Source organism: Pseudomonas sp. SDO5522_S412 (assembly GCF_054071215.1).
In genome coordinates, this window is sequence record NZ_JBSVWQ010000165.1 from 1 (window position 1) to 12,529 (window position 12,529).

General features: G+C 61.3%; 11 protein-coding genes. 7 read left to right on the plus strand and 4 right to left on the minus strand.

Annotated features, from left to right (window positions below; all coding sequences use genetic code 11):
• Positions 1-119 precede the first annotated feature (119 nt).
• The 3 genes from dapE to ACW9I6_RS24430 all read left to right on the plus strand — a co-directional run bounded on the left by dapE (position 120) and on the right by ACW9I6_RS24430 (position 2,535).
• Positions 120-1,271, plus strand: coding sequence for a succinyl-diaminopimelate desuccinylase (dapE, locus tag ACW9I6_RS24420; RefSeq protein ID WP_457339937.1), 1,152 nt, complete (start codon positions 120-122; stop codon positions 1,269-1,271).
• Positions 1,271-2,080 carry a putative RNA methyltransferase gene (locus tag ACW9I6_RS24425; protein ID WP_457339938.1) on the plus strand — a complete coding sequence of 270 codons (810 nt, stop codon included), beginning with the start codon at positions 1,271-1,273 and terminating at the stop codon, positions 2,078-2,080. Before dapE ends, ACW9I6_RS24425 begins: the two co-directional genes overlap by 1 nt.
• Positions 2,081-2,157: 77 nt before the next feature.
• Complete coding sequence (locus ACW9I6_RS24430; RefSeq protein ID WP_008430491.1) at positions 2,158-2,535, plus strand: hypothetical protein; 378 nt, start codon at positions 2,158-2,160, stop codon at positions 2,533-2,535.
• A gap of 142 nt (positions 2,536-2,677) precedes the next feature.
• Here ACW9I6_RS24430 and ACW9I6_RS24435 read toward each other — a convergent pair whose 3' ends face one another.
• Complete coding sequence (locus ACW9I6_RS24435) at positions 2,678-2,887, minus strand: cold-shock protein (protein WP_003219353.1); 210 nt, start codon at positions 2,885-2,887, stop codon at positions 2,678-2,680.
• Positions 2,888-3,083: 196 nt separating this feature from the next.
• On the opposite strand from ACW9I6_RS24435, the gene plsB reads away from it, so the two are divergent.
• From plsB to ACW9I6_RS24450, 3 genes are read left to right on the plus strand one after another with little or no spacing between them, the layout of a single operon-like run.
• Positions 3,084-5,588 carry a glycerol-3-phosphate 1-O-acyltransferase PlsB gene (plsB, locus tag ACW9I6_RS24440; protein ID WP_102368222.1) on the plus strand — a complete coding sequence of 835 codons (2,505 nt, stop codon included), beginning with the start codon at positions 3,084-3,086 and terminating at the stop codon, positions 5,586-5,588.
• 51 nt (positions 5,589-5,639) lie between these two features.
• Positions 5,640-6,041 carry a YbaY family lipoprotein gene (locus tag ACW9I6_RS24445; protein WP_003219355.1) on the plus strand — a complete coding sequence of 134 codons (402 nt, stop codon included), beginning with the start codon at positions 5,640-5,642 and terminating at the stop codon, positions 6,039-6,041.
• A 28-nt stretch (positions 6,042-6,069) separates the two neighbouring features.
• A complete protein-coding gene (locus ACW9I6_RS24450; protein ID WP_003219356.1) occupies positions 6,070-6,759 on the plus strand; it encodes a DUF4197 domain-containing protein in 690 nt (229 codons plus the stop codon).
• 48 nt (positions 6,760-6,807) lie between these two features.
• On the opposite strand, the gene ACW9I6_RS24455 is transcribed toward ACW9I6_RS24450, so the two are convergent.
• The 3 genes from ACW9I6_RS24455 to ACW9I6_RS24465 all read right to left on the minus strand — a co-directional run bounded on the left by ACW9I6_RS24455 (position 6,808) and on the right by ACW9I6_RS24465 (position 11,714).
• Positions 6,808-6,999, minus strand: coding sequence for a hypothetical protein (locus tag ACW9I6_RS24455; protein WP_457339939.1), 192 nt, complete (start codon positions 6,997-6,999; stop codon positions 6,808-6,810).
• Positions 7,000-7,541: 542 nt separating this feature from the next.
• Entirely contained in the window at positions 7,542-10,607 is a 3,066-nt protein-coding gene (locus tag ACW9I6_RS24460) for an efflux RND transporter permease subunit (protein WP_457339940.1), read from the minus strand.
• 6 nt (positions 10,608-10,613) lie between these two features.
• Positions 10,614-11,714: an efflux RND transporter periplasmic adaptor subunit gene (locus tag ACW9I6_RS24465; protein ID WP_003219359.1), complete on the minus strand. Its 1,101-nt coding sequence runs from the start codon at positions 11,712-11,714 to the stop codon at positions 10,614-10,616.
• A 92-nt stretch (positions 11,715-11,806) separates the two neighbouring features.
• Here ACW9I6_RS24465 and ACW9I6_RS24470 point away from each other — a divergent pair, with 92 nt between their 5' ends.
• On the plus strand, positions 11,807-12,445 hold the full coding sequence (locus ACW9I6_RS24470; RefSeq protein ID WP_003219360.1) for a TetR/AcrR family transcriptional regulator: 639 nt from the start codon (positions 11,807-11,809) through the stop codon (positions 12,443-12,445).
• The last annotated feature ends 84 nt before the right edge of the window (positions 12,446-12,529 follow it).

Sequence of the window (12,529 nt, forward strand, 5' to 3'; positions counted from 1 at the left end):
TGCGGAGTGTCAGTCAACAATGTATGAACTGACCCGGCGCATTCGCGAGCAAGCCCGCTCCCACACAAGCCCCCCTCCCACATAAGCCTTGCGCCCTGACATGCTTCTGGAGTTTTTACATGACGGCCCACGCCGACCTTTCGCCGACCCTCCAACTCGCTATCGACCTGATCCGCCGCCCGTCGGTGACGCCGGTCGACGCCGATTGCCAGAAGCTGATGATGCAGCGCCTGGGCGACACCGGTTTTGCGCTTGAGCCGATGCGCATCGAGGATGTGGATAACTTCTGGGCCACCCACGGCAAACACGAAGGCCCGGTATTGTGCTTCGCCGGCCACACCGACGTGGTGCCGACCGGCCCGGTCAAGGCCTGGCAGAACGACCCGTTCGACGCGCTGATCGATGAAAACGGCATGCTCTGTGGCCGTGGCGCAGCCGACATGAAAGGCAGCCTGGCGGCGATGCTGGTCGCTTCCGAGCGCTTCGTGACCGACTACCCGGACCACAAGGGTTCGGTCGCATTCCTGATCACCAGTGACGAAGAAGGCCCGGCGCACCACGGCACCAAGGCCGTGATCGAACGCCTGGCAGCCCGCAAGGAGCGCCTGGACTGGTGCATCGTCGGCGAACCGTCGAGCACCACCCTGGTGGGCGACGTGGTCAAGAACGGCCGTCGCGGCTCCCTCGGCGCCACCCTGACCGTGCGCGGCGTGCAAGGCCATGTGGCCTACCCGCACCTGGCGAAGAACCCGATCCACCTGGCCGCTCCGGCCCTGGCCGAACTGGCCGCCGAGCACTGGGACGATGGCAACACCTTCTTCCCGCCTACCAGCTTCCAGATTTCCAACCTCAACTCCGGCACCGGCGCCACCAACGTGATCCCGGGCGACCTGACGGCGGTGTTCAACTTCCGCTTCTCCACCGAGTCCACCGTCGAAGGCCTGCAGCAGCGGGTCGCGGCGATTCTCGACAAGCATCGCCTGGACTGGCATGTGGAGTGGGCACTGTCGGGCCTGCCGTTCCTCACCGAACCGGGCGCGTTGCTCGATGCGGTCTCCGCCAGCATCAAGGCCGTCACCGGTCGCGAGACCCAGGCGTCGACCAGCGGCGGCACCTCCGATGGGCGCTTCATCGCGACCCTCGGCACTCAGGTGGTGGAGCTGGGCCCGGTCAACGCGACGATCCATCAGGTCAACGAGCGCATCCTAGCCAGCGACCTCGATGTGCTGACCGAAATCTACTACCAGACCCTGATCAAGTTGCTCGCCTGATGCTCGCTTGCCCCATTTGCAGCGCACCGCTACAGGAAGTGGACAACGGTGTAGCCTGCCCGGCCGGGCACCGTTTCGACCGGGCGCGCCAGGGTTACCTGAACCTGTTGCCGGTGCAGCACAAGAACAGCCGTGACCCGGGCGACAACCTGGCGATGGTGGAAGCGCGCCGCGACTTTCTCAACGCCGGGCATTACGCCCCGGTGGCCAGGCGCCTGGCCGAACTGGCCGCTGAACGCAAACCCCAGCGCTGGCTCGACATCGGCTGTGGCGAGGGTTACTACACCGCACAGATCGCCGACGCCCTGCTGCGCGCCGATGGTTATGCCCTGGATATTTCCAGGGAAGCGGTCAAGCGCGCCTGCAAGCGCAACCCCACGGTGACCTGGTTGATCGCCAGCATGGCCCGGGTGCCGTTGGCCGATGCCAGTTGCCAGTTCCTGGCCAGCGTGTTCAGCCCACTGGACTGGCTGGAGGCCAAGCGCCTGCTCAGCCCGGGTGGTGGTTTGATGAAAGTCGGCCCGACCCGCGGCCACCTGATGGAGCTGCGTGAGCGTTTGTACGACGAAGTGCGCGAGTACACCGACGACAAGCACCTGGCGCTGGTGCCGCAGGGCATGAGCCTGCAACACAGCGAAACCCTGGAGTTCAAGCTCAACCTGGCCGACCCCAAGGATCGCGCCAACCTGCTGGCGATGACGCCCCACGGCTGGCGCGCGAGTGCCGAACGCCGGGCCCGGGTGATCGAAGCCGCCGAACCGCTGCTGGTCACTGTGTCGATGCGCTACGACTATTTCGTGCTTCAATAACCCATTATTTTTGTGGGCCTCGGGGCCCACACCGAATCCGCGAATGGATTTTCAAAATCCCGCAACGAGGAACATCCATGCGCCAACCTGATATCGAGATTTACCTCAAGGACGCCGACGTCGACCACAAGGCCATCGCCGCCTGGTTGGGCGCCGCCCTGGGCCCGTGCACCGACTGGGTCCAGCGCGGCCAGACCTACAAGTGCAAAGCCGGCAGCGTACCGGTCACCTGGCTGCCGAAAGCCGTAGGCAAATGGAACAGCCTGTACCTGGAAAGCGACCAGACCCCGTGGGAAGACGACATCGCCTGCGCCCGCGCAGCCTTTGCCGCGCTGAACGTCGAAGTGCGTTGCGCGCCGGGCAGCTGGGTAGAAGAAGAAGGTGAAGAAAGCGCGGATACCTGGATTCGTATCAGCGCAGACGGTGAAGAGCAGATCACCTGGAAAACAACCTGATCTAACGCTGTAAATCCAATCAAGAGTGTGGGAGTGGGCTTGCTCGCGAGGGAAGTGTTTCAGCCACCTGAGTATCAACTGCCACTCCGCTTTCGCGAGCAAGCCCGCTCCCACATGGGTTATCCGGTGTCGCTGCAATTGTTTACAGGCCCACCACATCCTCAGCCTGCAAGCCCTTCTCGCCCGTCACCACGGCGTATTCCACCTGCTGGCCTTCAGCCAATGAACGATGCCCTTCACCGCGAATGGCGCGGTAGTGCACAAACACATCCTTGCCATCTTCCCGCTGGATAAAGCCATAGCCCTTGGCGTCGTTGAACCACTTCACATTGCCGGTTTCGCGCGTTGCCATCTGTTTTGCTCCCACATGCTTTTTATAAGTACGTTTATTGTTGAGTCGTCGCAGTTGAACTGCCGAGTATAAGACAGGCTCAAAAAGCTTCAACTCAAGATTACTTCGCCGCTTTTTTGCCGATTTTCGGCTAATACTGCACACTAGCGCCCCGAGCACCTGCCCGGTTTTTTTCCCCACTCAAAGCAGAAGCCGTATGACCCGTTCTCCCTTTCGCCGTCTGGTATTTGGCACCTTGCGCCGGCTGTTGTACCTCTGGGTTCGCTCAGAGACGATCAACCAGTCGTCCCTTACCTTGAACCTCGACCGCAGTCGTCCGGTGTTTTACGTCCTGCAATCTCCATCCCTCACCGAATTGGCGGTGGTTGATACCGAATGTACCAAGGCCGGCCTGCCGCGCCCGGTGCTGCCGGTGTCAGTCGGCCCGCTGATGGAGCCGGCGGCCTTCTTCTACCTGACGCCCGACCCCGACTGGCTGGGGCGCCAGGACAAGCGTGGGGCCCCACCCACCCTGACCCGCCTGGTGGATGTGCTCACCGAACACGCCGAAGAGAATGCACAGATCATTCCAGTCAGCGTGTTCTGGGGCCAGTCGCCTGACAGCGAGTCCAGCCCCTGGAAACTGCTGTTCGCCGACAGCTGGGCCGTCACCGGCCGCCTGCGCCGGCTGCTGAGCATCCTGATCCTGGGCCGCAAGACCCGGGTGCAATTCTCCGCGCCCATCAACCTGCGTGAGTTGATCGAGCACAATAAAGGCCACGAACGCACCGTGCGCATGGCCCAGCGCATCCTGCGGGTGCACTTTCGCAACCTGAAAACCGCAGTGATCGGCCCCGACCTGTCCCACCGGCGCAACCTGGTGAAGGGCCTGGTGAACATGCCACTGGTACGCCAGGCGATCCTCGACGAGGCCGAACGCGAGAAAATCACCCCCGAGAAAGCCAAGGCCCAGGCTCTGCGCTATGGCAACGAGATCGCCTCGGACTACACCTACACCGCCATCCGTTTCCTCGAAGTGGTGCTGAGCTGGTTCTGGAACAAGATCTACGACGGCATCAAGGTCAACAACATCGAAGGTGTGCAAAAGGTCGCCCAGGGCTACGAGGTGATCTATGTACCGTGCCATCGCAGCCATATCGACTACCTGCTGCTCTCCTATCTCCTGTTCAAGAATGGCTTGACCCCGCCGCACATCGCCGCCGGGATCAACCTGAACATGCCGGTGATCGGCAGCCTGTTGCGCCGTGGCGGGGCGTTTTTCATGCGCCGTACTTTCAAGGGCAACCCGCTGTACACCTCGGTGTTCAACGAATACCTGCACACCTTGTTCACCAAGGGTTTCCCGGTGGAATACTTCGTCGAAGGCGGACGCTCGCGCACCGGGCGCATGCTGCAACCGAAGACCGGGATGCTGGCGATCACCCTGCGCAGCTTCCTGCGTTCCTCGCGCATGCCCATCGTGTTCGTGCCGGTGTACATCGGCTATGAGCGGGTGCTGGAAGGCCGCACTTACCTGGGCGAACTGCGCGGTGCGAGCAAGAAGAAAGAGTCGATTTTCGATATTTTCAAAGTGGTCGGCGCCCTCAAGCAGCGCTTTGGCCAGGTCGCCGTGAACTTCGGCGAACCGATCAAGCTGGCTGAATTCCTCGACAGCGAGCAGCCCGACTGGCGCTCCCAGGAGCTGGGCCCGAACTACAAGCCGGCGTGGCTCAACGAAACCACCAACCGCCTCGGAGAACGGGTGGCGCAACACTTGAACGAAGCGGCGGCGATCAATCCGGTGAACCTGGTGGCCCTCGCGCTGCTGTCCACCACCCGCCTGGCCCTGGACGAACAGGCGATGGCGCGCCAGCTGGATCTGTACCTGGCACTGCTGCGCAAGGTGCCCTACTCGCCCCACACCACCCTGCCGGAAGGCGACGGCCTGGCGCTGATCAAGCACGTCAAGGACATGCACCTGCTGTCGGAACAGAGCGATGCACTGGGCAAGATCCTCTACCTGGACGAGCAGAACGCCGTCCTGATGACCTACTACCGCAACAATGTGCTGCACATTTTTGCGCTGCCGGCGCTGCTGGCGAGTTTCTTCCAGAGCAGCTCGCGGATGAGCCGCGAACAGATCCTGCGCTATACCCGTGCGCTCTACCCGTACCTGCAATCGGAGCTGTTTATCCGCTGGTCCCTGGACGAGCTGGACGCGGTGGTCGACCAGTGGCTCGAAGCCTTCGTCGAACAAGGCCTGCTGCGTTTTGAAAACGACGTGTACCTGCGCCCGGCGCCGAGCTCACGGCAGTTTGTGCTGTTGACCCTGCTGTCCAAGAGCATCGCCCAGACCCTGCAACGCTTCTACATGGCGATCTCGCTGCTGCTCAACAGCGGCCAGAACAGCATCAGCGCCGAAGAGCTGGAAGACCTGTGCACGGTCATGGCCCAGCGCCTGTCGATCCTGCACGGCCTGAATGCCCCGGAGTTCTTCGACAAGAGCCTTTTCCGACATTTTATCCAGACCCTGCTGGAGCAAGATGTGCTGCGTCGCGACGAGGCCGGCAAACTGAGCTATCACCCGCTGCTGGGTGAGCTGGCCGAAGGTGCAGCCAAACGCGTATTGCCCGCGGAGATTCGTCTGTCGATTCGCCAGGTCGCACTGCATCGCAGCGAAGAGGCGCCAGACCAGCCTGTGGTACCCGAAGAAACACACTAGAGTGACCGAGGCGCCAGGGTGTTTCTGGCGCCGTTGACAAGGAGCTGCACCATGAAAAAAATCATCCTCCTGGGCCTGACCGCCCTGCTGGGAGCCTGCCAGACCATGAGCCCCGCGCCCAAAGCCAGCCTCGATGGCGAAGTGTTCTACCTGCAACGCATCGCCCTGCCGCCCGCCGCCACCTTGAGTGTGACCCTGCAGGATGTGTCCTTGATGGATGCCCCGGCCGTGACCCTGGCCGAGCAGAAAGGCCCGGTGAAAGGCCAGGTGCCGCTGCCCTTTCATCTGAGCTACGACCCGACCCAGGTCAAGCCTGGCCACAGTTACTCAGTGAGCGCTCGCATCGAACTGGAGGGCAAGCTACTGTTTATCACCACCGAACGGCACTCCGTGCAGTTGAACGGCCAGGACCCACAACCGCTGCGCCTGCGCGTGGATGCGGTTGCACACTGATTAAAATATCGAACATAAGGAAGCGCCCATGCTCCGTAACTCCCTTCGCCTCACTGCCCTGTGCGCCGGCTTGCTGCTCGGTGCCAACGCCATGGCCTTGTCCCTCGGCAGCCTGTCCCAGGGCGACGCCACCGGCGGCCTCAAGGATGCACTGACCCAAGGCGCACAGATTGCCGTGAAACAACTGGGTGTGCCCGGTGGTTTCAGCAACAACCCCGAAGTGAAGATCGGCCTGCCGGGCAAGTTGGGCAAAGTCGCTGACAAGTTGAAAATGTTCGGCATGGGTGACCAGGTCACGCAACTTGAAACCAGCATGAACAAGGCGGCCGAGTCTGCTGTCACCCAGGCCCAGCCGATCCTGGTAAACGCGGTGAAAAACATGAGCGTGACCGATGCCAAGGGCATCCTCACCGGCGGCCAGGACTCGGCCACCCAGTACCTGAACAAAAGCAGCCGTGACGAGATCCGGGCCAAGTTCCTGCCGATCGTCAAGGCCGCTACCGACAAGGTCGGCGTGGCCCAGCAGTACAACGCGCTCGCCGGCAAGGCCGCCACCTTTGGCGCCATTGATGCCAAGAGCGCCAATGTCGAAAGCTACGTGACCGAACAGGCGCTGGACGGGCTGTTCAAGATGATCGCCCAGCAGGAAGAAACCATTCGCAAGAACCCGGCGGCGGCTGCCACCAGCTTGGCCAAGAAGGTGTTCGGCGCGCTGTAGACCATACCCGGCAACTAAAAACGCCCTGAACTATTCAGGGCGTTTTTTTTAATAGCGGCACTTGCAAGGCAAATCACTACCCACGGCATTGCTGTTGCTGCTGTTGGTGATGTTGTTTTCGGTTTTGATATTAATGTTGATCTCGGGCTGGCCATTGCCATTGGACCGACCGAAATTCGGCCCTATTCCAAATACAGCCCCCAACAGGTGCAGTGGTGAAACCAGTATTGGAAAAATCATACGCACTCCTCGATATTTAGGGTCAAAAGCCCCCTCTGAGTGGCAAGGCAGCCCGAGTGGTTCCCGGGCTACCTCGAATCAGCGGCTATCGATGGATCGGAAAGAGTGCCGATGACCTCTGGTAGGGTTGGTGGGCCTCATGCACCGGCGCCTGGTGATACGGCTTGGGCCGCGCAGGCAGGACAGGCCCCGTTGGCCGGGAGTGATGGCCGTGGTTGAAACCGGGCCGTCCATGGCCGGGCTTGTGCGGTCGCGCCGTATCAGCTTCTTTATTGGAACCAGGCAACAGATTGCCCAGCAGTGACCCCAGGAAAGCACCTTTGAAAGCTGCCAGGGCAGACAAAATAAACATATGACACTCCATGAACTCATTGTTGTTCATCGGGACCGCACGCTTGCGGCCCCGACAACGACGTCTGTCAATCAGACAATTCTGAGTGGAGCACCACGGGCAAACGTTCCGTCGCCCAGGGTCGCAGTTTGCGTCTATGTGTGAATGACCAGAGGCATTTCCTTACAGGACACCCCTGCCACTCGCAGCCTTACACCGCCTCCTTGCGCACCCGAAACCACGCCGCATACAGCGCGGGCAGGAACAACAGGGTCAATGCCGTCGCAACAATCAAGCCGCCCATGATCGCCACGGCCATCGGCCCGAAGAACACGCTGCGGGACAGCGGGATCATCGCCAGTACGGCCGCCAGCGCCGTCAGCACAATCGGCCGGAAGCGCCGCACGGTCGCCTCGATAATCGCCTGCCAGGGAGCCAGGCCGGCCTTGATGTCCTGCTCGATCTGGTCCACCAGGATCACCGAGTTACGCATGATCATCCCCGACAGCGCGATGGTCCCCAGCATCGCCACGAACCCAAAGGGCTGGCGGAACACCAGCAGGAACAGTGTCACCCCGATCAGGCCCAAGGGCGCCGTGAGAAACACCATCGCGGTGCGGGAGAAGCTGCGCAATTGCAGCATCAGCAAGGTCAGCACCACCACGATAAACAGCGGCACACCGGCCTTGACCGAGTTCTGCCCACGGGCGGAATCCTCGACCGTGCCGCCAACTTCCAGCAGGTAGCCGTCCGGCAGTTCAGCGCGCACGCCTTCGAGGGTCGGCAGGATCTGCTGCACCAGGGTGGCCGGTTGTTCCTTGCCGTAGATATCGGCGCGAACGGTCACGGTCGGCAGGCGATTACGGTGCCAGATGATGCCTTCCTCAAAGCCGTATTCCAGGGTCGCGATCTGCGACAGCGCCACGCTCTTGCCGTTGTCGGTCGGCACCGCCAGGCTTGGCAGCAGCGACAGCTCGGTGCGCTCATGCACCGTGCCGCGCAGCAGGATTTCGATCAACTCGTTGTCTTCGCGGTACTGGCTGACGCTGGAGCCCGTGAGGGAACTCTGGAGGAATTTCGACAGGTTGGCGGTGCTCACGCCGAGGGCACGGGCGCGGTCCTGGTCAACGTTGAGGTAGACGATCTTGCTCGGTTCTTCCCAGTCCAGGTGCACATTGACCACGTGGGTATTTTCGCGAACCTTGGCCGCCACTTTCCGCGCCAGGGCCCGGACTTCTTCGATGTGCTCGCCCGTTACCCGGAACTGCACGGGGTAGCCAACCGGCGGGCCGTTTTCAAGCCGCGTAACCCGCGAACGCAGGTCCGGGAATTGTTCGTTGAGGGTTTCGATCAGCCAGGTGCGCAAGCTTTCGCGCTCCTCGATGGTCTTGGCCAACACCACAAACTGGGCAAAGCTGGCGGCCGGCAGTTGCTGGTCCAGCGGCAGGTAGAAACGTGGCGAACCGGTACCGACATAGGCCACATAATTTTCAATACCTGCATGTTCCTTGAGCAAGGCTTCAAGGCGTTTGACCTGGTCAGCCGTATTGCTCAGGGACGCGCCTTCAGCCAGTTTCAGGTCGACCATCAGTTCCAGTCGCCCGGAAGCCGGGAAGAACTGCTGGGGCACAAAGCGGAACAGCGCCACCGAGCCGATAAACAGCAGCAAGGTCAGGACGATCACCGTCTTGCGCCGACGCACGCACCATTCCACCAGGCGTCTTACGCGCTGATAGAAGGGTGTGCCGTAGGGATCCGGCCCATCGGTGCCATGCTTGGCCGCATGAATTTTCGCCAGGTCCGGCAGGAGTTTTTCCCCCAGGTACGGCACGAACATCACGGCGGCGACCCACGAGGCCAGCAGCGCAATGGTCACCACCTGGAAGATCGAGCGGGTGTATTCACCGGTGCTCGATTGCGCCGTGGCAATCGGCAGGAAACCCGCGGCCGTGATCAGGGTGCCGGTGAGCATCGGGAAGGCTGTGCTGGTCCAGGCGAAACTGGCGGCCTTGAGCCGGTCGTACCCTTGCTCCATTTTGATCGCCATCATTTCCACGGCGATGATCGCATCGTCCACCAGCAAGCCCAGCGCCAGCACCAGCGCGCCGAGGGAGATTTTGTGCAGGCCGATGCCGAGGTAATACATGGTGGCAAACGTCATGGCCAACACCAGCGGAATCGCCAGGGCGACCACCATGCCGGTGCGCACGCCCAGAGAGAAAAAGCTCACCAGCAACACAATCGCCAGGGCCTCGGCGAGCACCTGGACGAATTCGCCGACACTGGTTTTTACCGCTGCCGGCTGGTCCGACACCTTGCGCAGTTCCATACCGGCAGGAAGGTTCTTCTGCAGGCGTGCGAATTCGCCTTCCAGGGCCTTGCCCAGCACCAGGATGTCGCCACCATCACGCATGGCCACGGCCAACCCGATGGCGTCGACGCCCATGTAGCGCATGCGCGGTGCCGGTGGATCGTTGAAGCCACGATGAATCTCGGCCACGTCACCGATACGGAACGTACGATCACCGACGCGGATCGGGAAGTCGCGAATCTCCTTAACGGTCTTGAAGTTGCCGGACACCCTTAACTGCACGCGCTCGCTTGGGGTTTCAAAGAAGCCGGCGGTGGACACCGCATTCTGTTCCTGCAACGCCTGCTGCACGGCCGCCAGCGGCAGGCCGAGGGTGGCGAGCTTGAGGTTGGACAGCTCGATCCAGATCTTCTCGTCCTGCAAGCCCAGCAGTTCGACCTTGCCGACATCCGGCACCCGTTGCAGCTGAATCTGGATGCGGTCGGCGTAGTCCTTGAGCACGGCGTAGTCAAAGCCATCGCCGGTCAGGGCGTAGATATTGCCGAAGGTGGTACCGAATTCATCGTTGAAAAACGGGCCCTGGATATCCGGTGGCAGGGTCTGGCGAATATCGCTGATTTTCTTGCGCACCTGGTACCAGAGGTCCGGGATCTCTGCGGAGTGCATCGAGTCCCGGGCCATGAAGGTGACCTGGGATTCACCGGGTCGCGAGAAGGAGACGATGCGCTCGTAGTCGCCGGTCTCCATCAATTTCTTTTCAATACGCTCGGTGACCTGGCGCGACACTTCCTGGGCCGTAGCGCCTGGCCAGTTGGTCTTGATCACCATGGCCTTGAAGGTAAACGGCGGGTCTTCGCTTTGTCCCAGCTTGGTGTAGGACAAGGTGCCGACCACTGCCAGCAGGATCATCAGGAACAGTACGATCTGGCGATTACGCAACGCCCATTCGGAAAGATTGAAACCCATCGGGGACTACTCCTTGGCCGCCAGACTTACCACTCGATTGGCGCGATCCACCGGGCGCACTTGCTGGCCCTCATGGAGTACATGCACACCGGCGGCGATCACCCAATCAGTGGGGTTCAAGCCTTCCAGCACCGGCACGGTTTTCTCGCCAAAGGCGCCGATCCGCACCGGTGTGCGCTTGAGGGTATTGTCGGGCTGCACCACCCAGACGTAGGACGCGCCGTTCTCCGCGCTCAGGGCAGACAGCGGCACCGCCAGGGGAATCACCCCGTCAGCCTGGATGAAGACGCGAGCGCTCTGCCCCAGTTCCGCAGGCACTTTGCCGCCGGTAAACGCGACGCGGGCGGCGAAGGTTCGCGACTTTGGATCGGCAGCCGGCGACAGTTCGCGGATGCGGCCGTTGAAGCGCTGGTCGGGCTGGCTCCACAGTTCCACGGACACCGGCTGGCCAATCTTGAAACGCCCGAAGCTTTGCTCCGGCAGGCTGATCAACACCTCCCGCTCGCCATCGGTGGCCAGGGTGAATACGGTCTGGCCGGCCGACACCACCTGGCCGACTTCCACTGCACGCTTGGCGACCACGCCATCCTGGGGTGCGCGCAACACGGCGTAACCGGCCTGGTTATTGGCCACGTCGAATTCGGCCTTGATCTGCTTGAGGCGTGCTTCACCGGAGCGGTAGAGGTTTTCGGAGTTGTCGTACTGGGAGCGGCTGACCATCTGACGGTCCATCAGGGTCTTGTAGCGGTCACGCTCGGCGCGTACCAGGCTCAGGTTGGCGTCGGCAGCGGCGACCTGGGCGCGGGTGGCTTCCAGTTGTAGGCGTACGTCCTGAGGGTCGAGTTCGGCCAGGGGCTGGTTGGCCTTGACGCGCTCGCCCTCCTCCACCAGTCGTCGGCTGACTTTGCCGCCAATGCGAAAGGCCAGGTCGGGTTCATAGCGTGCACGCACCTCGCCCGGGTAGCTGTCGGAAGCCTGCGCCGAAGGCTCTGGCTGAACCACCATGGCCGGGCGGACGGTGGTTTGCGCCGCTTCTTCATGGCCACAGGCAGCCAACAGGAATAACAAGCTGGCAGGCAACGCGAGTGGCAGGAAATAGCTGCGCATGCTGAAGGACCTTTCGCTAATGGTGCTAGGAATAATTATACTGGCCAGTATGTTATTAATACCAAACTCACCAGTCCAGTAATAAAGTGAAAATGTCCGACAATCCTGTGAACACCAATAGCCCCGGGCGTCCCAAGGACATGGCAAAACGCCAGGCGATTCTTGATGCGGCGAAGATCCTGTTTTTGAGTAATGGATATGCCAGTACCAGCATGGATGCCGTGGCAGTGGAGGCCGGGGTGTCGAAGCTGACGGTGTACAGCCATTTCACCGACAAGGAGACGCTGTTCTCGGCAGCGGTGGTTGCCAAGTGCGAAGAGCAGTTACCGGTGATGTATTTCGAGCTGCCCGAGGGTATGCCGGTGGAGAAGGTGCTGCTCAATATCGCCCGCGGGTTTCATGTGCTGATCAATAGCGAGGAGTCGGTGAACCTGCATCGGTTGATGATGACTTCGGGGAGTCAGGATCCGAAGTTGTCGCAAATCTTTTTCGAGGCTGGGCCGATGCGTATGTTGCAGGGGATGGAGCGGCTGCTCGGTAAGATCGACCAGAGTGGCGCATTGCGTATTGCCAAGCCGTTCACCGCGGCGGAGCATTTTTTTTGCTTGCTCAAGGGGACGGCGAATTTTTGTTTGTTGTATGGGTGTGGGGGGCAACTGAGCGCTGAGGCGGCCGAGGAGCATGTGCAGGAAGTGGTTGGTTTGTTCATGCGGGCTTATCGGGCTTTTTGAACTGAGTACATATCCGTTTTTTGGGTCAGGGCCGCTTATGGTTCCGCTCTTACAGCGGCTCACTTTTGAACAGCGCAAAAGTAA